The organism is Nocardia sp. NBC_00416 (assembly GCF_036032445.1).
Lineage (GTDB): Bacteria > Actinomycetota > Actinomycetes > Mycobacteriales > Mycobacteriaceae > Nocardia.
In genome coordinates this window covers 5456373-5479118 of sequence record NZ_CP107932.1, presented here as the reverse complement: position 1 = coordinate 5479118, position 22746 = coordinate 5456373, and the positions used below count along the sequence as shown (strand labels likewise).

Here is a 22746-nt window from a genome sequence, read left to right as displayed (position 1 = left end):
TCCGTCGACTACTACACGCCTGCCCGCACGAAGCGACCGACGGTTTCCGGGTCGGTCGCGAACCGCAGGAACAGATCGTTCTCGTGCGGATCGCCCGCGGTGACCCGCGCCCCTTCCCCGGCGAAGGGGCGGATGACCACTCCGGCCTCGGCGCTGGCCGCCGCGAATTCCGTGGCCGCCGCCCCCAGGACGATCCAGACGAAGTTCGATTCGCTCGGCGGCACCCGGTACCCGGCCGCCAGCAGCGCCGCGCGGATCCGATCGCGTTCGGCGATCACGGTCTCGGTGCGGTCCAGCAGTTCGTGACGGGCCTCCAGGGAAGCGATGGCGGCCGCCTGCGCGACCCGGCTCACGCTGAACGTGATGTGCACCTTGAGCAGGGCGGCGATCACTTCCGGCGCGCCGACCGCGTATCCCACCCGCAGCCCGGCCAGGCCATAGGCCTTGGAGAAGGTGCGCAGCACAACCACATTCGGCCGGGATCGAGCCAGTTCCACCCCGTCGGGATGGTCGCCCGGCAGCCGCAGGTACTCGTAGTACGCCTCGTCCAGCGCTACCAGAACCCCGGCGGGCACTCGGTCGAGGAAGCGCTCCAACTCCGCCCGGCCCACCGCGGTGCCGGACGGGTTGTTCGGGTTGCACACGAACACCAGCCGGGTCCGGTCGGTGATGGCGGCCGCCATGGCGTCCAGATCGTGCACATCACCGGCCAACGGCACGGTCACCGCCGTCGCGTTGGCGACCTGAGTGATGATCGGGTAGGCCTCGAAGGACCGCCACGCGAACAGCACCTCGTCGGTGGGGGCGGCGCAGGTGATCTGCACCAGCTCCTGGCACAGCGCCACACTGCCGCAGCCGACGGCGATATTCGCCGGCTCGACGCCGAGGAACTCCGCCAGCGCCGCACGCAGCTCACCGGACTGGTTGTCCGGATAGCGGTTGGCCAGTTCCACCGACTCGGCGATGGCCTTGCTCGCGGCGGGCAGCGGACCGGCCGTGGTCTCGTTGCTCGCCAGCTTGACCGCGCCGGGATGGCTGCGGCCGGGAACGTAGGCCGGAATGGAATCGAGGTCCGGTCGGATGCGCGCGGTCACGTATCGAGCTTAGTTCCGATCTCGATCGAGCCACGTTCGGGCTGTTCACCAGCGAATTCTTCCCGGTCCGGGCATATCGCCCTACGCTGGGAACATGTCGGGCACTTATGACGATATCGCGCTGCTCCGGCGCGGCGACGCGGAAGCAGGCGGCCACGACCAGCAGCCGGACGAGGCTGCGACCAGCCCGAAAGCCGACGAACATGTGCCCATCACGGTGATCGAGCCCGACGGTTTCGCGCGCGGCGGGATCGTGCTGCTGCACGAATCCAGGAAGTTCACCGGATCGTTGCTGGAGTTCATGCGCGCGCTCGCCGGCGAAGGCTGGCTGGTGGTCGCACCGAACCTGTTCCACCGGGCCACCGCGTCCTCGGCCGGGGTGTTCGGTGACGAACTCTTCGAAGACTTCGACGCCTGCTTCGACTGGTTGACCCAGCGCGGCGTCTTCCCGGACTGTATCGGCGCCCTCGGTTTCGACACCGCCGGTACGGCGGCCTTCCTGGTGGCGACCAGCCGTCCCATCGGCGCCGCGGTGAGCGTGGGCGCCCCCGGGATCACCACGCCCCTCACCGACCAGGCCGAAGCCCTGGTATCCGCCGCACCGCGCCTACAGGCCCCCTGGCTGGGCATGTTCGGCGCCGAACCGAGCACCCCCGCCGCCGACGTCGACCAACTCCGCGACGCCGGCGCCCAGGCGGCGGTCGCCAGCCTCGTCATCTCCTACCCCGGTCTCCTGCACCGCGCCGACAATCACACCGACGAAGAAGACGGCGACGACCTGATCGACTCCCGAACCCGTATCTTCGACTGGTTCGACAGCCACCTACGCTGATCGACCAGCCGTTTTGCAGTTTCTGTACAAGCTCGGGTAGCCTTTCTGCTCGGCGGTCCGGAAGGACCGGCGCCCTCGAAGAGAAGGCTCCAGGAGGCGTGCCAGAGCGGCCGAATGGGACTCACTGCTAATGAGTTGTCCCTTCACGGGGACCGGAGGTTCAAATCCTCTCGCCTCCGCCACACCCGGGAAACCGGGTGACAACTGAATAAGACATGCGCCCGTAGCTCAACGGATAGAGCATCTGACTACGGATCAGAAGGTTAGGGGTTCGAATCCCTTCGGGCGCACAAAAAGTACTCCGCCGCTGCGACCGCAGCGGCGGAGTGCTTCATTTCGAGATACAGATGTACCGTGCACCGGCGGTAGGCGAACCCGCTCCTCGGTGATTCCGGTCAGACGCTGCACCACAACACCGCGACCGCAGAGTCCTCTACTGGACCTACATCGACCCGAATCCTGGACGTTACGCTGGCTGATGTCGGCACGTATCCGATTGCCTCCCAACATATTCGGATCAACTCGATGGCCGCAGCTGAAGTACCCTCGAACACTCGGCCGCCGTGGAACTCCGTTCGTGCCTACCTGTGACAACAGGAAGGATCGCTCGTGACCTATCGCTTCAACGCTGATCTGGGGATCTACCAGGTGGCGGGATCCCGACTGGCCTCGATCGTGGCGCCTGCATGATCGCTTCACTCGCCGAGCAACCGAGAATGACGCCTGGACGGGCTCTTGTGCTCGCACTGGTCGACCAGTACGCCGCCGCGAAGTCGATGATCGATCCCTACACCGACAGCGGGACCTCACACCTCGAATTACAGAAGTTGCTCTACTTCGCGACGCTTGTGGCACCCGATCCCCGGATGGTATTCGCTCAGGCCAAGTACGGCCCCTACAGTGACGCAGCCCGCCATATGGTCCAGCAGATGGAGGGAACGTTCCTGGAAGGCTACGGCGACGGCAACGATCGGGTCCTCGAACTACGGCCGATCTCCGTCAAACCCGACGGTCGGCGTCAGCTTGTCGCGTACATGGATGGGCCGGCCTCGGTTGAAGTGACCAGAACTCTCGATAGGGTCCTCGAGATCGTGTCAGGATTCGAAGGCGCCTACGGCGTCGAATTACTGGCGACCACGCATTGGGTCGCGACCCACGAGAATGCCCGGACACCGCACGCCGCTACTGCGGCAGTACGACGATGGAGTGAGCGTAAGGGCCGCATCTTCACCTCTGACCACGTCGCCAGCGCACTGGATCACCTGCGGAGCGTGGACGCTATCGGGGCTTGAGTCGGGCTCAGCCATCGGAGTACGAGATGGCGGCGGCCAGGGCAGTGGGTATCAGTCTCTTGGGTGCACCGACTTCGCGCGGTACGCGTATTCCCCCTGCGGGATCGCTTCGACTTCGACATCGACCGGCAGCCCCTCGGCGATCGTGGTGATGTCGAGATCCCCGCGAGCGTGCGACAGATGGAACCAGACGAGCGTGCTGTCGGCGTCATCGAGCTCGATCACGCCGGTACCGTTACGCGGCTTCCAACGCCACACCGTGCCGGTTTCCATCTATCGCCCCTCGCCTGTCGCGGCCCACTCGGTCGCGTTCTACGATCCCAGAAAACCATTTCGCGCTGCCCGAGTTCGTCGGGCATCCTGGTCGGCATGCACGACTGGCCCGCGGCCGACTCCGGCGAGATCCCGGCCCCCGAGTTGGTCGCCGCGTGGGTGGCGCTCGACACTGCCCCGTCCGAACGGATACCGCTCTGGGCAGCGCACTGGCTGGCTCGAGGCTACGACGGTGAAACGCTCAGGAAATTGGCCGGCCTGAGCAGCAGCGATACTCATGAGGTCCGCGACATACTGCCCGCGGCGCTGGCCGACTGCGCCGCGGCCATCCCGGAGTCGGAGGCAGCCGCGGCCCAGGTGGCATTCACCCAACTCGCGCGCCTGCATGCCGACAACCGAGCCACCGAGAAATGGGTGCTGGACAAGGTGTGCGAAATCGTCGTCGAGTCCGACTGGGACGACAGTGTCATCGCACTTCCGCTCGGCCGGATATTCGGTCTCGAAGACGAGTGGGGAGCAGGCTGGGGCCGCCCCGAACAGCAACTCGCCCGTGAGATCCAGGACGCGTGCGGAGCTCAACTCGCCACCGGCCGCACAGCGAACGACCACTGCTGAAGCGCCGACACCGACGTCCGAAGTTCGGTCACGCGACAGCTCGGTCACGCTGCGCGCCGAACCGCACCACATGCGCCGATTCCGGAATCATCCACATCCGCTAACAGGTGCCGTGCTTCGTCTCGAAAATCCTCCGACACCTGCGAATACCAGGCGGACGCAAGCATTTACGGCTGGCCCGAGCCCGCTATCGCACACCAGCGCGCTCGGCCAAGCTTCGTAACGCGCTGTGCTGGCGCTCCTTCTCCCGCAGCTCGGCGACAACCTGCTTCAGCAGCGTTTGGTACCGCACCCAGTCCCGGCCGCCGATCCGCTCCGCGGTCAGCAGCATGTCCAGGGCCCGCTGGTTCTGTCCGGTGCGGGCGAGAGCCGCGGCCTGATCGAGTCGATGCCGCGCCCGACTCACCTGCGCGAGCCCCGCGCCGCCGTCCGGCATCGCTTTCGCCGCCTCGATCGCCTCCGGATACCGCTCCGAGGACACATTCACATCGACCGACTGCATCACCACTTGCGATGGCCCGAAGTTGCACTCGTAATGCTTGGTGTCACCGGGCAAGCGCGATGCCACCTCCTGCGCCGCGACAACGATATCCAGCGCGTCCTGAACGCGCTGCTGCCGACCGGCGGCGGTCGCTCCTTGCAGCACCAGCGATCCGTATACAGCCAACTGCTCTTCGGTGGCCTCGCCGACCGGCTCCACCGACGCGGCCGCTTTGAGCGCCACCTTGTGGGACTCCTCGTAGCGGCCCTGGACGAGCAGTTGCCATGACACCGAACCGCGCAGTGTCGCGGCGAGTAGCGAATCATTGCCGCGTTCAGCCGCGGTCAGCGCAGACCGGATCGCCGCGAACGCCGGATCGGACTGCCCGAGGTGGACCAGCGTGCAACCGGTCACCCAGTACATCCGAGCCAACAGCTCATGGGCCGGGGCTATTTCGCTGCGCCGAGCGGCGTGAGCGGTTGCCCGTAACTGCGAGAGCCCGGGCGGTAGCACCGCAGTAAGCGTCTCGTACCGACCGTTCCAGTAGGCGCCCCACGCGTAATCGACAGCCCGCCTGGCTTCGTGCAGCGTGACCGGCAATTGTCCGGGCCCGTCGTCGATCAGGTCATCCACCGAATTCAGCGCATGCCGAATGGCGACAACGCCGGCCCCCGGGTCTTCGGACGGGATCCCATGCCGCTTCCCGACAAGGTCGGCGATATCGACATCCAGAGCCTTCGAGATCTTGTGCAAGCTCATGATGCTGGCACCTTCCCGCTTTCCCTGCTCCAGTTGCCGGATCAGAGACGGGTGCACCTCGGCCAAGTCCGCCAACTGGGTTTGGGTCATTGATCTGCCGCGAAAATGTTTGATCCGCGCGCCGATGCTCGTGTCCATCGCTCTCGCCATCCTTCGATGCGCCCCTGCTCTATCGAGGCTACGGAGATTCCGGGGTCGGAGATAACACAAGGCGTGTTACTCGAATGATTCGGAACGGACATAAGTTTCGGAACGCGCCGGTGCCAGCGATGCCCTGCGCCGAATCGAGAGCCACTCCGTCACAACCGAAATCAACTATTCAGCGAGGTAACCCATGCACGAGGAGCAACGACCGCTCCCCGTCAGAGGACCTATCCACAACCAGGCCATCGCGTCGGCCCGGGGCCTCTGGCAGGACGACCGGTGTACTGATATCCCACTTCTGGAACGGGTGGCCGCTGGTATACGGGCCCTGGATACCGCCACGGAATATTCGTACGACAGAGAAGTCTTCGACGACGGCGGATTGCAGCGCGAGATCGACGGCGTCATCGCCCGCTGGCGTCGCGCACACGCCGAGCCCCGCCATGACCGTTGACCCCAGGTGCGGCTGCGGGCCGTGGATCACCGGTGCAATGCTTGCAGGAGTCGCCCGGGAGGAGGGCCGGCCGGTCCGCTGCCGCTGCCCCGAGTCCGAGCATTGCCTGCTCGGCGCGGATATCGTCGACGGCCGCATCGCCGTTCATCCACGCAATGTCACCGGCCCGTGCCCATGGGTGGATATGCGGGTGCGGGATCTGCCGCTGGCCTGCGGCTGCGCGCCGTACATCACCACCCGGCAACTGCGGATCGTCCTGCGCCGCGGCGGATCACCGAACGGGCAGCCGTACGCGATCGGCTGCCCGGGAAACTGTCGTGGACTGGTGGATATCCAGGAGCGCCTGATCGCGGGTCACGGCCGTTGCCCTTGGGCAGGTGCGCTAGTGCTCGATTCAGGGTTGCATCCGCCGATTCTGTAGCCACGAAACGGAACACCGGGCTACCGAACGACTCCGAATTAATAGTTACTGATCGCAACTATGTAACGCGTCACATATGTGGGCGTATGGACAGGGACCGGGACGAAGGCTGCGCACTCCGACAACCCGAGCAAGGGGAAACCTTGACCCACCAGCCCTATCCACCCCAGCAGCACTACGGCGCCCACCCACCTCAGCGCCCGAAGAAGAAGACCACCTGGCCGTGGCTGCTTCTCGCGGGCGTCCTCGTGCTGTGTGGATTCGGTGGCTGTCTCGCCGTCGTGAGCAACAGCGCTTCCGACAAGACGACCAGTGCGGCCGCGGCCGGGGACCCGGCGGCCGGGGACTCCGATATCGCGGCGGCCGGAACACCGGTCCGGGACGGCAAATTCGAGTTCGTGGTCACGAAGGTCGATACGGGCCTGAAGACGGTGGGGTCCAACCCGTATCTGCAGAAGGAGGCGCAAGGTCAGTACGTACTCGTACACACCACCGTCACCAACACCAGCGATCGGCCGCAGTCCTATTTCGGGTCGAACCAGAAATTGATCGACGCGCAGGGCCGCGAATTCACCAACGACACAATGGCCGAGGTGAACGTCAACGACACTTCCGTCATGGGAGGCGATATCAACCCCGGCAACGCGATGGAAGTGATCATCGCCTTCGATATACCCGCCGCCGCACAACCCGCGACCCTCGAATTTCACGATTCGATGCTCTCGGGTGGCGTCCGAGTCGCCCTGCAGTAGGACTGCCGTACCCACTGTCCGGCCCGGGCGATTCACGAACGGGCCGGACGTCGGGCGAGCGAGTGCCGCGGACCGGCGATCAGCCGGCCGGCGGGGTCAGCTCACGCATCGCCGCGCAGATCGTCGCGTGGATCTCCGACTCTTCCGTTGCTTCCTCAGGGTCCCAGGACGGTTCCGGAGCGCCCTCGATCGCGGGCCCGAACAGCCACCACACATTGCTCCACGGGTCGACGAATCGGGCGAGGGATGTATTCCCGTAGAACGGGGTCGTCTCGGTGATGATCCGCGCCCCGCGCGCCGACGCGCGCCGCAGCACCTCGTCGCAGTCGGTGACATTGACCTGGAGCAGCGCCGGGGTGAACGCCCAGTCGGGTTTGGAGTCCACGACCATCAGGCACGAGTCCCCGATCCGCACCTCCGCGTGGATCAGCAGATCGTCGGTGTCCACCGCATGCGCCTGCGAGGTCTCGCTGCCGTCGAACACCTCGCGCAGGAATTCGATGAACGCGCGCGCTCCGCCCGGTCCTTTGACTGCCGCGAACGCGTTGAGGCTGCCGTAGCCGTTGGCCAGGTCGGAAATGGGCCGGATCAGCGGTGATGTGGTCATGCCGCGAGCATGACACCCTTTCAGGCCACCCTGCGTCCACTATCTACGGCGCGGCGGCACAGTCGAAATATTCGAGCCGTGGGGATTCGGGCTCAGCCGGTGACTATGGGAACCAAGTAGGCCCGGGCGAATTCGTCGAGTTGTTCGTCGGATTCCAGCGGCACCAGGCCCGAGGGGCACAGGATGAACGAGTGCAGCACGCGGCACGCCACTTCCGCGCGGGTGAGCAGATCGGCCGGTTCGGTCAGCAGGCCGGCATCGGCGGCGCGGCACAGCGCGGTGTGCGTGGCGGCCACCGACATCGCGAAGACCGGGCCGCCCTCGACGGTGAGCTTCTCCAGTATCCGTTCCGGTTCCACCGTGAGCATGCGTTTGACCAGCGGGTGTTCGCGCCAGCGCGTGATCACCATGACGAAGATGTCGGCGATGAGGTCGGCGAGGCTGTCGTGCCGGGTGGAGATGGCGTCCACCTCGGTCAGGACCGCGGCGACCTCCCGGCTCACCACCGCCTGCACCACGTCGTCACGGGACCCGATGCGGCGATATATGGTGACGCGGTCGACACCGGCCTGCCGGGCGATGTCTTCGATGGTCGTCTTCTTGACGCCGAACTCGCTGAATCTGATCAACGCCGCGTCCAGAATGCGAGCCTCGATACCGTCCTGCAGCCCGGGTGACGACGTATACGCGGCGGACATGAGTTAACGCTAGCAAGTACTGCGTGAGCGCAAACACCTATCGGGCACTCGCAATATTGCAACATTGCTATTAATTATGTTGCCGTGTACTTTGGCCGAATGGTGCAGACCAGCCAAGCAGCCGCTTGTTTCCATCTGGTGCGTCGTCGTCCGGCCCGACTATCGGGAGGCAACTGATGGGCACCCAGGTACCGGTTCGGGGGTTCCAGATGTTCGGCACAGCCGTGGATGTCTGCCGTTCGATTTTCGTCGCACATCGCCCCGCCTCGCTGCTACCGCAGTCGAAAGTGCTGGGACACAGCGGATTCAATCGCCGTCTCGTAGTCGCCGCCATTCAACGCGAAGCGGTGGACGTAGTCGGCGTGGTGCTGGTGGACCCCGAGGGCGACCCGCTACCCGCGTGGTTACCCGGCGCCCACCTGGACGTGTTCCTCCCCTCCGGTCGGCGGCGGCAGTATTCGTTGTGCGGCGACCCGCGCGACCGGTCGTCCTACCGGATCGCTGTCCGGCTGATGCCGCACGGCAAGGGCGGTTCCATCGAGATCCACGAGAATCTCCGCAGCGGCGATTCGCTTCGCGTGCACGGCCCCCGGCACACCTACCCCTTCGTCGACGCCCCCGACTACCTGTTCGTCGCCGGTGGCATGGGGATCACCGCGATCCTGCCCATGGCGCAGGCAGCGAGCCGGCGCGGCACTCTGATCTATACCGGGCGCTCCCGGGATTCGATGCCGTTCCTGGATCGGGTGCCCGGCGCCGTGATCCGCCCCGACGACGAATTCGGCGCCCCCGATATCGAGGACCTCCTGCGACGCGCGGATCCGGGAGCAGCCGTCTACGTCTGCGGCCCCCCGCCCATGCTCGAAGCCGCGATACACGCCATGCCGCGGGTGAATCCGACGGGTTCGCTGCATCTGGAACGCTTTCCGGCGGCCCGGGCGACACGCGCGTGACCGCGATTCGAATCGAACCGCGGTACCCCTCCGAGCCACGGCAATGAGCCCTTCACCTGCATCGACAGATGGAGGGCTCATTACGGTGGCGGCGGATCTACTCGGCCGGATTTCCCCACGAGGTCGCGCTCGTCAGAGTGCTTGCTGATCGACGGCGGCGGCCATCGCCGCGTACCCGGCGGCATTCGGGTGTTTGTGGTCGCCGGAATCGAACGCCGCGTTCAACCGCTCCCGGTCGGCGGGATCGGCCATCACCGCGTTGAAATCGACGACGGCGTCGTACGCACCGCTGGTCCGGATCCAATCGTTGACGGCCCGGATCTTCGCCGCGGAAGTGTCGGTGTAGTACTCGGCGCCCTTCATCGGTAACAACGTCGCGCCGACCACGGTGATCCCGGCGTCGTGCGCGCGGGCGATCAGGTCGCGGTAACCCGCGATCAGTTGTTCCGCCGATACATCCGGATTGGGCTTGTAGGTCGGCAGATCGACCTCGGAGAAGCCGATATCGTTCAGTCCGCCGAGAACGATCACCGTGTCCACGCCCGGTTTGCTGAGCACATCACGGTCGAAACGCCGCAATCCGCTCTCGCCGAACCACTTCGAATCGCTGAGGAACATATTGCCGCCGATACCGGCGTTCAGCACGGTGCTCGGAGTGCCGTCCGCGGCGAGTCGTTCGGCGAGCGCGTCGGGATAGCGATTGTTGCCGTCGTTGTCCGATCCGAAACCGTCGGTGATCGAATCGCCGAACGCGACGATCGTCTCCGGATCTTCGGGACCACCGGAGACTTCGAGGTCCGAGAGGTAGTACCAGGAATGCGTCGCCTCGGTGAAAGCGGTCGCTTCGCGGTCCGCGATATGGTCGCCCGCAGCGCGGTAGGTGCTGGCATAGCCCTGGGCGTGGAAGGTCGCCGGCCCGGTTCGTTCGGCCAGATACAAGGTCACCGTGGCCGATTCGAATGGGGCCAGCCGCAGATCGGCGGCATCGCTGGTGACCTCCGCGCCCGGCGCGACGGTCACTGAGTCGGCGCCGTCGAACCGCAGCGGCCGGGTCGTATCCGCTTGCACCTGCGCCCCGTGAACGGTGCGCGCGATGGTGCCGCCGGCGATCCGGAGTTCGTCCCGGCTGTAGAGATTGGACAGGGTGATCCGGGCCTGGGTGCCGCCGTCGGCGACCCGGACCACCTGCCGCACCGTCTGGTCGGCGAAACCGTCGGTGGCCCAGTTCGGTTCGAAACCTTCACTCGGGAGCTGCATGGGGACCGACCACGCGGTGGTCCACGCATCCGACCGGTCGGGTTCGGCCGGTGCGGGTGAGCACGCGGCTGCCAGTCCGGCGGCGACGACGGCTGCGGCGAGGACTGCCAGTGGCTTCATTCTGATGTTCATATCGAGACCCAACCGGCCTAATGGAACTTTTGTTCCATTAGCATCGGGTTGTGACGGAGGTCTCATTCGTTGAGGATGAACCAGCCCGCGCCGAACGGTGGGCGAGATGCGGGACGGAGCCCCACCACTCCCGAGAACGCGACGGCATGCCGACAGCAAAAAACCCCTCACCCGAAAAGTCGGATGAGGGGTTGTGGCGGTGGCGGAGGGATTTGAACTCTTCTTACCCCCCTGGTAGCAACCCCTAAACCACTTTCACCTGCAAAAACACGTTATTCGGGTCAATGTAGATCACCGGGTATCACGTGGCGTTGTGGGCAAAATGTGGGCAGGGGCGGACGGTATCGCCTGTACGACTCGGTAGGGCACGCACCGTGAGAGCTTCCTGTGCCGAAAGATCGGTTTGTGCTCTGCAAAGGCGGGCGCGGACCCGGGATCGGGCCGCGCCGCAGCCGGACTGCGTCAGGGCGTCACATCGGTTGTAGTTGCGCCGGCGCCTTCCGCGATCCGGTCGATATCCCGCGCGAGATCGAAGTCCCGCCCGGTCAACTTCCGCCCGGCATCGTGAGTCGTGATCCGGAACTCGATCCGCTGCCAGGTGATCATCATGTCAGGATGGTGACCGACCTCGCGGGCTTTCGCCGCGACGTATACGGCCAGGTGCACGCACTCGTGGTAGGTGTGGGAGAAAGTGCGCGTGATCTCGTCACCGTCGCGCACCCACCCGGGGAGTGCTTCAAGGCGGCTGGCTATCTCGCTGTCATCCAGCGGCGTGGGCAGAGTGGTCATGCGACGGACCCTACGAGAGCATGCAACTCGCGTCCCGCCGACGTATGCGCCCACGTGCGAGCGTGAGCGGCTAACCCCTTCAGCTCGCTGCGAAGCCTGGCTGACCCAGTAATTTTGATGGCCTCCGCCGCTTCTGTTGCCGCCCAGACAGCGCGTTCAGGGTCCGGCACCCTGGCGAGGACAGCCGACTGTCGAGCACGGAACACCGCGTTGTCGCGGCGCGCAGACTCAGGCATGGAGTCCATGATTTCGTCCCACAGCGCGACGGCGCCGACCGCATCCCTCGCGTTGCCGGTGCGCCCGTAGCAGGTCGCCCGCTGTACCACGACATAGTGTGGTGTGCGGCGACAAGAGTTCCCCCATGGGTACTCGTCATCAATCCGGCCGATGAGAGAGGCGGCGTCGTCGAGCAAACGATCCGCTGTGACCCGATCCCCGAGCATGGCGTGGCCTTGCGCCTCGTGCTGGAGCGCCATCACGCGAACCTTAGGGGACAGCTTCGGCCCGGCTGCCAGTGCGGCCCGCGCGTAGTCGATGACAGCGCGACCGTCGCGGTTGTCCAGCGCGAGCATCGCCATGTTGGACAGCGCATAGGAGACAAGCTGTGAATCTCCGCTGCGGTGTGCGAGTGACAGCGTGGTGTCGCGCCACTTTCCCGACTCTGAGCGGTCCCCCGCATCCTGGTACAGCCATCCAAGGAGCGCTGCGTACGCAGTCCCTGTTTCGAGCAGGCCTCGCCGCACGGGAGCATCGGCCGTGCCAGCGAGATGGGCGATAAGTTCCGTCTGTGTCTGCACGGTGGGGATCAAGTAGCGCGGCCCTAGGTACATGTCCGCGGTGTAGTGCCCTGCGAGCTGAGAGCGGAAGTAGTCGACGAGTTCGGGGGCCACGCTGGCGCCGCTCACCACGTCTGATAGCGGAACATGGGTCACCCCCATGACAGGGCTCGCAGCGAGGGCAGATAGTCCCATGACGGTGGTTCCGAAATCGCGTCGTCTCACGTCGTCGACTTCCTGTACCTCAAGTACAACTCCAGTATTACCCGTTCCCGACGACGCGCCCCAAGTGATTTGATGGCGTTCGTCGGAACTCCGTAGCGCCGCATCGAATCGAGCCCGCTGTTCGTCGTCGAGTCTGCTGTACGCGGTGTCCATGCATTCGGAGTACTTCGCACCCAGGGTGATGGTCGCACCCCTGCGCTCCCATTTGCTGACGGCCTCAACCGAGCACCCGATCCGGTCGACGAACTGATCCTGTGTGTCCCGCAACGCTGCACGCAGTGCGGTGACTTCGAACCCGGTCCACTTGACGATCGTCATCTCTCAGTGCCCTCCCGTCAGCTGAAGTACTGCCAGAGTACGGGTCCCGTGCGGGCTCGGTGAGTCCTTCAACTGCAACGACCTCGCGATGCTGAATAAGCCAACCTCCAACAAACATTCCGAGGTCTCCAATGCGCCAGGAGTCACCGGCCCTACCCGCCAGGGTCACGCATAACCAGGCCATGGCCGCTACTCTGCGGCTCTGGCGCGAGAGCGAATGCTACGACCGCACGGCAATCGAGCGGTGCCTGGAGGGCCTGCGCTCCCTCGACGCGCCGACCGCCGATACCCCCGCCATGCAGGCCGAGATCGACGGTGTGATTGCGCGGTGGCGAGCCGGGCGTCACCGGGAGGTGCGACGTGCGGGATGATCTCTCGACCCTCCACCGGATAGCCGCCAAGCTACGCCCGCCCGCCGGGCAGCCCGACGGCCGGCCATCAGTACAGGAGCGCATCGCGCGGGTTCGCCGCGATTTCGCCGCGACCGTCGCCGATCTATGGGCAGCGCCGATCGAGGAGGTTTGCCGTGTCGGATCAACAGAACTGTCAGTCGCGGGCGGTTGTCATGCGCCCCGCCGACCACGACGCCGAGAACCTGGAACAGCTGATCCAGCGGCACAACCTGAACGTAGTTTTCACGACCGTCACGGATACGGACGTGCTGAGAGTCGCGGCACTTATCGCCATCCAGCACGTACTCGACTACAGGGCCGAAGTGCTGGTCGCTCCACACCTCACCATGGCCGACGCTCGATCGAGCCGCGAGTGGCGGGCGCTGGCCGAACTCGTACACGTGGTGACTGCCGCCGGTGTGCTCGGTAGCGACCCGGACCTAACCCTGCCGTGAAACATCAGCGCTGCCACACAAAAGCTGGCGGGCATGTGACCCGCCCATAAGCCCTGGCCAGGGAACCAAGAAATGGAAAACGGAAGGAATGCCATGAGCCATCTCAAGAACGATTCGATCGTCGGCGACGCCGTGCAGCGGGCCTCGGAGGACTCCGAGGCAGCCGACGCCGCAGTACGGGAGCGCATCGCCCGGTTCCGCGGCGACGACAACGCGGCGATGATGGGCGGCTGGACCTAATAGGTCAGCTGACCGAAATCTGAGGGCGGGCGGCGGATACTCCGCCGCCCGCCCGCTTTCGTCTCACACACACTTTCTGATTGGGCTTTCGCAATGCATTTCCTGAATGTCGGCCACGCCTACGAGAACGTAGCCAGATACACACGCGCAGTGATCGGGGAAGCCCCCGACCCTGCGGTGCTGCCCTCGTCCTACCGGGAGGCGGTCAGCCAGCACCGGCCGATCGACGCGCCGCCACACGGTTCGGCAATCCATTTCGAGAACAGTGGTTGGGGTGATTATCTGGACGAAGCCGACGTCTTTGACGGGATCTTCAAGGGCCTGCGGCCGTCGACGTCGGAGGAACGCGACGTGTGGCCCGGACGAGTCACGCAAGCCGTCGAGCATGTCCGCGACCTGAATTCAGATCTCGGACATCTCGTCGACCTCCTGGTTACTGATGTCATCCTGCTGCCCTCCGACAGCACCGGCGGCGGATCGGCTGCGCACCTGCCCGGCCTGGTGGCACTCAGCCCGGGACCGGAATGGGGCGTGTACGACTTCGCCGAATCTCTCGTCCATGAGGCGACTCACCTGAACTTGTTCATCGGCGATATGGTGCACGGGCTCTACACCAAACCTGTGGCCGAACTCGCCGCCGATCGCTATCGCGTTCTGTCTGCGGTGAAGTTCGGTCAGCTCCGCCCCCTCGATCGTGCCTTCCATTCGGCTGTCGTCGCAGTGCCGCTGATGTGGATGCAGCACCAGCGCGGCGAGACGGAACTGGTGGACAAGTTCACGGGCTCGCTGCGGGAATGCTGCGACGGATTGAACAACAAGCGAGACCTGTTCACGCCGTATGGGCAGCTGCTAGTGCACCAGCTCGCCGAGTTCGCATTCACCCTCGATTGGGATTACGTCGAGGAGTCGATTTCTGGGGACAGATTCTCTACCTACGCGGTCGCGGCCTGAGTCACCACTCCACGTCGATGCCGACCTCTCGGGCCAGGCTTCCCGCCAGCCCGAGCAGGTCGTCACCGCGCACCTGAGCACCCTTCAGGCCGCGCACCCCACGCACGTCGATCAGACGGCAGTCCACGAACGTAGTGTTGTGCTCGATATTCGCCTGCGAGAACTGCGCCCCGGTGAGGTCACATCCCTCGAACCGGACGCTACGGAACCTGACTCTCTGGAAGTCCGCGCCCGCCAGGTTGCAGCCGGTGAACACCACCTTCTGGAACTTGCTGCCGCGAAACGATGCCAAATCCGCGCGGGTGTCGTCTATGAACACATCTCGCAATACACCGTCGCTCAGCGAAAGTCCCGTCAATCTGGACTGTGTGATCTCCGATTCCAGGAGCGAAGTCTCGTCCGCGCGCAGGTTCGACAGGTCGCATGAGGCGAACGCACAGTTGTCGAACGTGGTCCGGGCCAGCGTGCCGACGATCCGCGCGCCGGAGAATTCCGACGCGCTCACGGCGATGGCTTCTCCGCCATCGATACCGGCATCGGTCCCCGTGTACCGGACACCGCTCACCGTCAACTCGTCGGCGAACTCCTCGCCCGGTCCGGCGTCGCGTAAAGCACTCGCAGTCCGCGGCTTAGCCGGTGCGACCTGTACGCGTGTGACGCCCATGACTCCCCTGTCTGACGCGGAATTGGCACCGAACCTAGCATGCTCCGGCCGTTCTACCGCGGAGGAGGAGCGGCCCGGTATCGGTCGGACAGCTCGACCCCTTTTCCGGGTGAGCGCTGCGCCGATTTCTGATTTCTGACCGCCGATAAGCGGGTCTTATCGGACGCTCGAATCAGCTTGGCGGAACCATGTCCAGCCACGCTGGGGCGCGACACCCGTCGCCGATGTCGAACTCGATGCCGTCGAGACCTGGATTGCAGATATGGGCCGTACGGTCACCGACCCGACCGACCCGGAGAAGGTGATCCGCAAGGGCAGCGGCGCCACCGTAATCATCCGGGCATACGGCGTGCTCGCGGGCATCCTCGACACTGCGGTGAAGGCGAAGCGGCTCCGGTCGAACCCTGCCCGCGGCGTCGAGAACCTACCCCGAAAGGTCGGCAAGCGGCATGTGTATCTCACGGCTGATGACGTGCAGCGGCTCGCCGCCGAGTCCGGCCGGGAACGGCGCGCGCTGGTGTTGACGTTGACCTACTGCGGTATCCGCTGGGGCGAGGCGGTCGCGCTACGCGTCCGCGATATCGACTTCCTGCGCCGCCGCCTGACCGTCGCGGACAATGCCGTGCAGCTCGGTGTCGAGCACGCAGTCGGACACACCAAGAGCCGCAAGGTGCGCGCCGTGCCGGTCCCCCAATTCGTTCTCGATGAACTGTCCGTGCAATGCCAGGGCCGGGACCGTGAGACTCTGGTGTTCGGCGACGGCGTGAACTACTTCCCCCGGCCGAAGTCATCAGGCGGATGGTTCGCCGGCGCGGTAAAGCGGTCGAAAGTTCAGACCATCACCCCCCACGATCTTCGGCACACGTGCGCGTCGCTGGCCGTGTCGGCGAATGTGAACGTGCTCGCGCTGGCAAGGATGCTCGGTCACGCCGACGCCAGCGTAACCCTGCGCGTGTACGCGGATCTGTTCGACAGCGACCTCGACCGGGCTGCCGCAGCCATCCACGCGGCCTACAGCCCGCCAGAGTGTGGGCAGAATGTGGGCAAAAGCGCTGGCGCTGTCGCGGATACCGCATAAAAAAAGCCCCTCACCTGGAAATTCAGGTAAGGGGCTGTGGCGGTGGCGGAGGGATTTGAACCCTCGGAGGGGGGTTACCCCTCACACGCTTTCGAGGCGTGCTCCTTAGGCCGCTCGGACACGCCACCGCCAGAAAGAATACCGGACCTCTCGCGTATCCCTAAATCGGGGGCACGACCTGCCCCGCTGCCGGCCGACCGCGCGTTCAGCGCCGGCCGCGGAAGAACTCGTCGAGGATCGCCGCGCATTCGTCCTCCAAGATCCCCCCGCGCACCTGCGGGCGATGATTGAGACGGCGGTCGCGGACCACATCCCACAGCGATCCCACCGCTCCGGTCTTGGGCTCCCACGCACCGAACAGCAGCCGGTCCACCCGGGCCGCGACCAATGCCCCCGCACACATGGTGCACGGTTCCAATGTCACCGCCAGGGTCGCGCCGGTGAGCCGCCAGCCGTCGCCGTGCACCGCGGCGGCGCGGCGCAGGGCCAGCACCTCGGCATGCGCGGTGGGGTCGCCGCACGCCTCGCGGGCGTTGGCCGCGCGCGCCAGCTCGCGTCCCCGGCTGTCGAAAACCACCGCGCCCACCGGCACATCCCGTGGGTCGGCGGTGGCGGCGGCGGCCAGGGCCGCGCGCACCATCTCGATATCGGAGAGCGGGGCGCTCAACTCAACGAGGCAGTTTGTCGAGCACCGCGGAGAACTCGGAGGAGAAGCCCAGCCGCTGCGCGATCATCGTGAGCTGCTCGTCCGGGTAGAGGTCGGTTTCGGCGAGGATGACGCTGAGCACCGGTTCGGGCAGGCCCAGATCGGCCAGGATCGCGAGATCACCCTCCTCCCACGGCTCGACATCGTCGAGTTCATCGGGATCGATATCGGGGATCTCGACATGGAGTTCCTCCAGGACATCGGCGGCGATGTCGTAGTCGATCGCCGCGGTCGCGTCCGACACCAGCAACCGGGTACCGCTGGGAGCGGGCCGGAGCACGATGAAGAACTCGTCGTCGACGTCGAGGAGCCCGAAGACCGCGCCGGAGGAACGGAGAGCTTTCAGCTCGGTCTCCGCGGCCGACAGGGTGGTGAGCGCTGCCGCCGTCAGCGGTGTGCACCGCCACGTTCCGTCTTCCCGGACAACGGCCACCGCGAAACCTTCCACGTCGTCGTAATCATCCGACGTCGCCCTGTTCGTGCCCGAGCGCTGTGCTGCCATGCGCGCAACGGTAGTCGGCCGGGGGCGGTTAGATGAAGTCGTATGCGAATCTGTTCCGGTGACTGCTGACGACCGCACGGCGCTCTGTGTTCTCGGAACGGGCTTGATCGGCGGGTCGCTGCTGCGTGCGGCGACCGCGGCCGGTTGGTACGGATGGGGATACAACCGCTCGGCACCGGGCGTGGCGGCGGCCCGGACCTCGGGATTCGATGTCACCGACGACCTCCCGGAGGCACTGAGCCGGGCCGCCGCGGCCGACGCCCTCATCGTGGTCGCGGTCCCGATGCCCGCGGTGAGCCCGATGCTGGACGCGATCGCCGAACACGCACCGGATTGCCGGCTCACCGATGTGGTGAGTGTGAAGGCCCCTGTCGCGGCGGCGGTGCGCCGGTACGGCCTGGAAGCGCGCTACGTGGGTGGGCACCCGATGGCCGGCACCGCCGAATCGGGCTGGCAGGCAACCGATCCGGAACTGTTCCGGAATGCCGCCTGGGCGGTGGGGGTGGACCCGGGAACGGATCCGGAGACCTGGACCAGGGTCACCCGACTGGCCCTGGACTGCGGCGCGGTGGCGGTGCCGGTGATCGCCTCCGAACACGACCGTGCTGTGGCTCGTATCTCACATCTGCCGCACGTCCTGGCCGAGGCGCTGGCCGTGGCCGGAGCACGCGGCGGGGACCTCGCGCTCGGTCTTGCGGCAGGATCGTTCCGGGACGGCACCCGGGTCGCGGGAACCGCACCCGACCTGGTGCGCGCGATCTGCGAACCGAACTCCGACGCCCTGCTGGCGGTACTGGACGAGACGTTGACCGCCCTGACCGAAGCGCGCGAATCGCTGAGCGCCGACACCTCGCTCGCCGACCTCACCGCCGCCGGCCACACCGCCCGGCAGCGCTACGAATCGGCCGAACGCTGGGCGATCACCGATATCGAGCCGGGCGCCGAGGGCTGGCTGGAAAAACTACAGGAGGCGGGCCGGGCGGGCGGGGTCGTCACCGCGCTGTGAACGCTCGCGACACCGCATGACGGGGTTCAGACCCGCTCGGCCAGACCCGGATAGTCGAGGACGAAACCGTCGGGGTCCACGGTCAGGGTCGCGCTGGACACCGGGGAGAGCACACTGATCCCGTCTCCGGCGCTGCTGTAGGTGAGGTCGGCTTCCTGCACCGACAGGTCCGGCAACCGGACATACACCACCGGTACCTGCACATCCTCCATAGCGTGCTGGAGCCCGAAGCGGCGGATGGGCAGGGTGTTGAAGAAGGGACTCAGCACCACATCGGCGTCCAGCGCGCCGCCGAATTTGGAACGGATATGGGTGCCGGCGGCGTCGACGAGCCAGTAGTTCTCCTCGTCGCGGGCGATGGAGGTGTACCGCTCACCGGCCGCGGTGGTGCTACTCATCGACAGCCGCTTGGTCACGCCGTTCTCGTCGGTGACCAGATCGTAGGAGGCGCTGAACGCGGTGTGCTCCCCGCAACCGCTGCCGATGATGCGGCCGCTGGCCCGGATGCGATTGCCGTTGAGCGTGACGCGCACCGATTCCATCCGCGAGGCGTCGTGGGCGCGCCAGGTCAGCACGGCGGGCCACCGGGCCGGCTCCGGCGCGATGTCCGGACCAGGGGTTTCGTCGCTCGTTTCCGTCACGGGTCCACCGTACGCAACACCCCGCGGTATCGGCGGCCGTGCGGGCATTCGAGCCGCGCAACCCGGTTACGAGCACGTTACGCCGCGATCCCAAGGGTATGCGGTCACCGGCGCACCGGATTCCCGGAGCGCTTGTTCGCCCGTGGCGAACCTCGAGCCGATGTCGTTGTGTCCACGGCCTTTACGGATATCGTGGTCGCCGAGAGCACCGGCCGGGCCGGCCCGCCCCCGGAGAAGGCTTCCAGACGTCACCGCGCCGCGGGATCCACGAGGCGCGATCCCTGCGGCCCAGGAGCCATGAGATGTCCGAGCACACACAATCCCTCTACGAGGCCGTCGGCGGGATCGATGTCCTGCGCCGGCTGGGCGACACCTTCTACGACGGGGTGCTGGCCGATCCGCTGCTGGCCCCGGTGTTCGCCGATTTCACCCGTACACATATCGAGCATGTCGCGGTGTGGCTGAGCGAGGTCTTCGGCGGTTCCACCGACTTCACCGATCGTCTCGGCGGGCACCAGGCGCTGCTCCGGGCCCACCTCGGCCTGGAGATCACCGAAGCGCAGCGGCTGCGCTGGATGGAACTGATGACCGAAGCCGTCGACAAGGAACTCCCCGACGACCCGGCGCTGCGCCGGACGGTCATCGCTTACTTCGACTGGGGGACCACCGTCGCGCGCGAGGTCTCGGCCGATCCCGCCGGTACCGACCTCGGTGACCCGGGTCCGACACCGCGCTGGGGATGGAACGGACTCGGCTGACCCCGACGGCACGAGACCCCGATTCGGGGCGAATCGGGGTCTCGGGAGTCGAAGATCTGGTGGACGGATGTGGCGGAGACGGAGGGATTTGAACCCCCGGTCGCTCTCACGACTCTCGCTTTCAAGGCGAGTGCATTCGGCCGCTCTGCCACGTCTCCAAGGCCTCGATGGTAACCGATGCACCCGGCGCGGACCGAAATCCGGCAACCGGCCGCTCAGTACCCCTGCCGCGCGATCAACGCGGCACGGAGAGCAGGTCGCGGGTGATGCTCGCGAGATCGGCGCAACCGGAAAGGCCCATCGCGGAGTCGAAGTCGGCGAGCAGCAGGCGCAGCGCGTGCCGCACCCCGGCGCTGCCGGCGACCCCGAGCGCATACGCCCACGGCCGCCCGTAGCAGACCGCCTTGGCGCCGAGCCCGAGCGCGACCAGGACGTCGGAGCCGGTCCGGACACCGGAGTCGAACAGCACATCGGCCCGGTCGCCGACCGCGCCGACCACCCCGGCCAGCGCGTCGAGCGCGGCGACCGAATTGTCGACCTGGCGGCCGCCGTGATTGCTCACCAGCACGGCGTCCGCGCCGGCGTCCACCACCAGGCGGGCGTCGTCCGGATGCAGGACGCCCTTGACCGCGATCGGCAGTTCGGTCCACTCCCGCAGCCTGGACAGATCGGCGGGCCGCAGGGTGTGGTTGCCGAACAGACCGACCCAGGTGAGGATCGCCATCCGCATGGCGTCCTCGCTCTCCTCCGGCGGGGCGGGCAGTTTCGCCCGGAACACCGGGTCGGAGAGGTAGTTCGCGATGCCCTTGCCCAGCAGGAACGGCAGATGACCCAGCTCGAGGTCGCGCGGGCGCCAGCCCAGCGAAGGAGTGTCGACGGTGACCACTATCGCCTTCGCACCGGCCCGCTGCGCCCGTTCCACGAACGACCGCGCCAGGTCGTCGTCGGCGGGCCAGTACAGCTGATACCACCAGTCCCCGGCGACCTCGCCCACCTCTTCGATGGTGGACGACGACGCGGTGGACAGCACCGTGCCCACGCCCAGCTCCTTGGCCACCTGGGCCACCACGACCTCGCCCTTCTCGTGCAGGAGCTCCAGCACCCCGACCGGGGCGGTCAGCACGGGGGCGGCCAGTTTGGTGCCGAGTACCTCGACGGACGTATCCCGCGCACCCGGACCGCTGGTCCCGCGGAGCACGCGCGGCACGATCCGATACCGGTCGAACGCGCGGGTGTTGGCCGCGGCGGTCCGCTCGGCCGACGCGCTACCGGCGACATAGGCGTAGGCGCGCGCGTCGAGCAACTCCCGGGCCTTGTCCGCGAAACCGTCCGCGGTCATCGGCAGTTCGGGGACCGACCCACCCATTCCCTGGAGGTAGATCTCGTTCTGGAAGTCGATGAAGCTGCTCACGGACGCTCACGCTAGCCGTGTCGGGGCGCCGCGGGCACCCTCTCCGCAATTTCTGATGCAGTATGGGTCGGTGCGCGCGATCAACTTGAACGGATTCGGCGGCCCCGAGGTCATGGAGTGGTCGGACGCCCCCGACCCGGTGCCGGGGCACGGTGAGGTGCTGATCGATGTGGCGGCAGCCGGGGTGAACCGGGCCGATCTGCTGCAGCGGCGCGGGTTCTACGCTCCCCCACCCGGGACGACACCCGTCCCCGGCCTCGAATGCTCGGGGGTGATCGCGCAGCTCGGCGACGGGGTACGCGACTGGGCGGTGGGCGACCGGGTGTGCGCGCTGCTGTCCGGCGGCGGTTACGCCGAAAAGGTCGTGGTGCCCGCCGGACAGCTACTGCCGGTACCGGACAGCCTGGACCTGGCGGCGGCCGCCGGACTGCCGGAGGTCGCGGCGACGGTGTGGTCGAACCTGGTGATGACCGCCGGACTGCATTCCGGGCAGTTGCTGCTGATCCACGGCGGCGGCAGCGGGATCGGCACCCACGCCATCCAGGTGGCGGTACAGCTGGGCGCGCGGGTCGCGGTGACGGCCGGGTCGGCGGCGAAACTGGACCGCTGCGCCGAACTCGGGGCGAGCGTGCTGATCAACTACCGGGACCACGATTTCGTGGACCTCGTCCGCGCCGAGCAGGGCCTGGGCGGACCGGGCGCCGACATCATCTTCGACAACATGGGCGCCGCCTACCTGAGCCGCAATGTGGCGGCGCTGGCGCTCGACGGCCAGGTACTGGTGATCGGAATGCAAGGCGGGGTGAACGCCGAACTGGACCTGAGCGCGCTGATGGCCAAACGCGGGACGGTACGCGCGATCAAACTCCGGGACCGGCCGGCCACCGGGCGCGGCAGCAAGGCCGACATCATCGCCGAGGTGCGCGCCCATATCTGGCCGCTACTGGAAACGGGCGCGATCGTGCCGGTGATCCACGCCGAGGTCCCGGTGGCCGAAGCGGGCCGGGCCCACGAACTGCTCGACGACCACGACACCTTCGGCAAGGTGATCCTGCGCGTAGGAGGCTGAC

27 protein-coding genes, 4 tRNA genes and 1 pseudogene are annotated in these 22746 nt (G+C 66.5%); 17 read left to right on the top strand and 15 right to left on the bottom strand.

Annotation, left to right across the window (positions count from 1 at the left end):
* Window positions 1–11: 11 nt before the first annotated feature.
* Window positions 12–1094, bottom strand: a complete 1083-nt coding sequence (hisC, locus tag OG804_RS23595) for a histidinol-phosphate transaminase (RefSeq protein WP_328389965.1) — start codon at window positions 1092–1094, stop codon at window positions 12–14.
* Window positions 1095–1188: 94 nt separating this feature from the next.
* Here hisC and OG804_RS23590 point away from each other — a divergent pair, with 94 nt between their 5' ends.
* From OG804_RS23590 to OG804_RS23575, 4 genes are all read left to right on the top strand, one after another.
* Complete coding sequence (locus tag OG804_RS23590) at window positions 1189–1926, top strand: dienelactone hydrolase family protein (RefSeq protein ID WP_328389964.1); 738 nt, start codon at window positions 1189–1191, stop codon at window positions 1924–1926.
* A gap of 92 nt (window positions 1927–2018) precedes the next feature.
* Window positions 2019–2108 (top strand) — tRNA-Ser (locus OG804_RS23585).
* Window positions 2109–2143: 35 nt separating this feature from the next.
* Window positions 2144–2216, top strand: a tRNA-Arg gene (locus tag OG804_RS23580).
* Between the two features lie 396 nt (window positions 2217–2612).
* Window positions 2613–3218 carry a hypothetical protein gene (locus OG804_RS23575; RefSeq protein WP_328389962.1) on the top strand — a complete coding sequence of 202 codons (606 nt, stop codon included), beginning with the start codon at window positions 2613–2615 and terminating at the stop codon, window positions 3216–3218.
* Window positions 3219–3269: 51 nt separating this feature from the next.
* Here the strand turns inward: OG804_RS23575 and OG804_RS23570 are convergent, their stop codons facing one another.
* Window positions 3270–3491, bottom strand: coding sequence for a hypothetical protein (locus tag OG804_RS23570; RefSeq protein ID WP_328389960.1), 222 nt, complete (start codon window positions 3489–3491; stop codon window positions 3270–3272).
* Window positions 3492–3587: 96 nt separating this feature from the next.
* Between OG804_RS23570 and OG804_RS23565 the strand changes: the two genes are divergently transcribed.
* On the top strand, window positions 3588–4106 hold the full coding sequence (locus OG804_RS23565) for a hypothetical protein (RefSeq protein WP_328389958.1): 519 nt from the start codon (window positions 3588–3590) through the stop codon (window positions 4104–4106).
* 187 nt (window positions 4107–4293) lie between these two features.
* On the opposite strand, the gene OG804_RS23560 is transcribed toward OG804_RS23565, so the two are convergent.
* On the bottom strand, window positions 4294–5484 hold the full coding sequence (locus tag OG804_RS23560; protein WP_328389957.1) for a helix-turn-helix domain-containing protein: 1191 nt from the start codon (window positions 5482–5484) through the stop codon (window positions 4294–4296).
* 313 nt (window positions 5485–5797) lie between these two features.
* Between OG804_RS23560 and OG804_RS23555 the strand changes: the two genes are divergently transcribed.
* From OG804_RS23555 to OG804_RS23545, 3 genes are all read left to right on the top strand, one after another.
* On the top strand, window positions 5798–5944 hold the full coding sequence (locus tag OG804_RS23555; protein WP_328389955.1) for a hypothetical protein: 147 nt from the start codon (window positions 5798–5800) through the stop codon (window positions 5942–5944).
* A 37-nt stretch (window positions 5945–5981) separates the two neighbouring features.
* Window positions 5982–6365 (top strand): hypothetical protein, encoded by a 384-nt coding sequence (locus tag OG804_RS23550; RefSeq protein WP_328389953.1) that lies wholly within the window; start codon window positions 5982–5984, stop codon window positions 6363–6365.
* Window positions 6366–6451: 86 nt separating this feature from the next.
* Window positions 6452–7117 (top strand): DUF4352 domain-containing protein, encoded by a 666-nt coding sequence (locus OG804_RS23545; protein WP_328389951.1) that lies wholly within the window; start codon window positions 6452–6454, stop codon window positions 7115–7117.
* 79 nt (window positions 7118–7196) lie between these two features.
* Here OG804_RS23545 and OG804_RS23540 read toward each other — a convergent pair whose 3' ends face one another.
* Window positions 7197–7724: a VOC family protein gene (locus OG804_RS23540; protein ID WP_328389949.1), complete on the bottom strand. Its 528-nt coding sequence runs from the start codon at window positions 7722–7724 to the stop codon at window positions 7197–7199.
* A gap of 92 nt (window positions 7725–7816) precedes the next feature.
* Window positions 7817–8422 carry a TetR/AcrR family transcriptional regulator gene (locus OG804_RS23535; protein ID WP_328389947.1) on the bottom strand — a complete coding sequence of 202 codons (606 nt, stop codon included), beginning with the start codon at window positions 8420–8422 and terminating at the stop codon, window positions 7817–7819.
* A gap of 176 nt (window positions 8423–8598) precedes the next feature.
* On the opposite strand from OG804_RS23535, the gene OG804_RS23530 reads away from it, so the two are divergent.
* Complete coding sequence (locus tag OG804_RS23530; RefSeq protein WP_328389945.1) at window positions 8599–9375, top strand: ferredoxin reductase; 777 nt, start codon at window positions 8599–8601, stop codon at window positions 9373–9375.
* A 132-nt stretch (window positions 9376–9507) separates the two neighbouring features.
* On the opposite strand, the gene OG804_RS23525 is transcribed toward OG804_RS23530, so the two are convergent.
* The 3 genes from OG804_RS23525 to OG804_RS23515 form a co-directional block, all read right to left on the bottom strand.
* Complete coding sequence (locus OG804_RS23525; RefSeq protein ID WP_328389943.1) at window positions 9508–10752, bottom strand: SGNH/GDSL hydrolase family protein; 1245 nt, start codon at window positions 10750–10752, stop codon at window positions 9508–9510.
* A 474-nt stretch (window positions 10753–11226) separates the two neighbouring features.
* The gene (locus OG804_RS23520) at window positions 11227–11553 is read right to left on the bottom strand and encodes a 4a-hydroxytetrahydrobiopterin dehydratase (protein ID WP_327148840.1); all 327 of its coding nucleotides are present in this window, start codon (window positions 11551–11553) and stop codon (window positions 11227–11229) included.
* A complete protein-coding gene (locus OG804_RS23515; protein WP_328389940.1) occupies window positions 11550–12872 on the bottom strand; it encodes a hypothetical protein in 1323 nt (440 codons plus the stop codon). Before OG804_RS23515 ends, OG804_RS23520 begins: the two co-directional genes overlap by 4 nt.
* Before the next feature lie 182 nt (window positions 12873–13054).
* Between OG804_RS23515 and OG804_RS23510 the strand changes: the two genes are divergently transcribed.
* The 4 genes from OG804_RS23510 to OG804_RS23495 all read left to right on the top strand — a co-directional run bounded on the left by OG804_RS23510 (window position 13055) and on the right by OG804_RS23495 (window position 14910).
* A complete protein-coding gene (locus OG804_RS23510; protein ID WP_328389938.1) occupies window positions 13055–13243 on the top strand; it encodes a hypothetical protein in 189 nt (62 codons plus the stop codon).
* A 155-nt stretch (window positions 13244–13398) separates the two neighbouring features.
* Complete coding sequence (locus tag OG804_RS23505; RefSeq protein ID WP_328389936.1) at window positions 13399–13719, top strand: hypothetical protein; 321 nt, start codon at window positions 13399–13401, stop codon at window positions 13717–13719.
* A 93-nt stretch (window positions 13720–13812) separates the two neighbouring features.
* Window positions 13813–13959 carry a hypothetical protein gene (locus tag OG804_RS23500; RefSeq protein ID WP_328389934.1) on the top strand — a complete coding sequence of 49 codons (147 nt, stop codon included), beginning with the start codon at window positions 13813–13815 and terminating at the stop codon, window positions 13957–13959.
* 177 nt (window positions 13960–14136) lie between these two features.
* Window positions 14137–14910 carry an aKG-HExxH-type peptide beta-hydroxylase gene (locus OG804_RS23495; RefSeq protein ID WP_328389932.1) on the top strand — a complete coding sequence of 258 codons (774 nt, stop codon included), beginning with the start codon at window positions 14137–14139 and terminating at the stop codon, window positions 14908–14910.
* A 1-nt stretch (window position 14911) separates the two neighbouring features.
* Here OG804_RS23495 and OG804_RS23490 read toward each other — a convergent pair whose 3' ends face one another.
* A complete protein-coding gene (locus tag OG804_RS23490; protein WP_328389930.1) occupies window positions 14912–15574 on the bottom strand; it encodes a pentapeptide repeat-containing protein in 663 nt (220 codons plus the stop codon).
* Window positions 15575–15728: 154 nt separating this feature from the next.
* On the opposite strand from OG804_RS23490, the pseudogene OG804_RS23485 reads away from it, so the two are divergent.
* A pseudogene (locus tag OG804_RS23485) lies at window positions 15729–16623 on the top strand (tyrosine-type recombinase/integrase); the annotation flags it as partial.
* A gap of 66 nt (window positions 16624–16689) precedes the next feature.
* Here the strand turns inward: OG804_RS23485 and OG804_RS23480 are convergent.
* The 3 genes from OG804_RS23480 to OG804_RS23470 all read right to left on the bottom strand — a co-directional run bounded on the left by OG804_RS23480 (window position 16690) and on the right by OG804_RS23470 (window position 17860).
* Window positions 16690–16780, bottom strand: a tRNA-Ser gene (locus tag OG804_RS23480).
* A 77-nt stretch (window positions 16781–16857) separates the two neighbouring features.
* The gene (locus tag OG804_RS23475) at window positions 16858–17292 is read right to left on the bottom strand and encodes a nucleoside deaminase (RefSeq protein ID WP_328398667.1); all 435 of its coding nucleotides are present in this window, start codon (window positions 17290–17292) and stop codon (window positions 16858–16860) included.
* A gap of 28 nt (window positions 17293–17320) precedes the next feature.
* Window positions 17321–17860, bottom strand: a complete 540-nt coding sequence (locus OG804_RS23470; RefSeq protein ID WP_328389928.1) for a tRNA adenosine deaminase-associated protein — start codon at window positions 17858–17860, stop codon at window positions 17321–17323.
* Between the two features lie 58 nt (window positions 17861–17918).
* On the opposite strand from OG804_RS23470, the gene OG804_RS23465 reads away from it, so the two are divergent.
* Window positions 17919–18866 (top strand): prephenate dehydrogenase, encoded by a 948-nt coding sequence (locus tag OG804_RS23465; RefSeq protein ID WP_328389926.1) that lies wholly within the window; start codon window positions 17919–17921, stop codon window positions 18864–18866.
* Between the two features lie 26 nt (window positions 18867–18892).
* Here the strand turns inward: OG804_RS23465 and OG804_RS23460 are convergent, their stop codons facing one another.
* Window positions 18893–19507, bottom strand: coding sequence for a putative glycolipid-binding domain-containing protein (locus tag OG804_RS23460; RefSeq protein ID WP_328389924.1), 615 nt, complete (start codon window positions 19505–19507; stop codon window positions 18893–18895).
* A gap of 302 nt (window positions 19508–19809) precedes the next feature.
* On the opposite strand from OG804_RS23460, the gene OG804_RS23455 reads away from it, so the two are divergent.
* Window positions 19810–20265, top strand: coding sequence for a group II truncated hemoglobin (locus OG804_RS23455; RefSeq protein WP_328389922.1), 456 nt, complete (start codon window positions 19810–19812; stop codon window positions 20263–20265).
* 70 nt (window positions 20266–20335) lie between these two features.
* Here the strand turns inward: OG804_RS23455 and OG804_RS23450 are convergent.
* Window positions 20336–20423: transfer RNA gene (locus OG804_RS23450), tRNA-Ser, on the bottom strand.
* Window positions 20424–20500: 77 nt separating this feature from the next.
* On the bottom strand, window positions 20501–21676 hold the full coding sequence (locus tag OG804_RS23445; protein WP_328389921.1) for an alpha-hydroxy-acid oxidizing protein: 1176 nt from the start codon (window positions 21674–21676) through the stop codon (window positions 20501–20503).
* 70 nt (window positions 21677–21746) lie between these two features.
* On the opposite strand from OG804_RS23445, the gene OG804_RS23440 reads away from it, so the two are divergent.
* On the top strand, window positions 21747–22745 hold the full coding sequence (locus tag OG804_RS23440; RefSeq protein ID WP_328389919.1) for an NAD(P)H-quinone oxidoreductase: 999 nt from the start codon (window positions 21747–21749) through the stop codon (window positions 22743–22745).
* Window position 22746 lies beyond the last annotated feature (1 nt).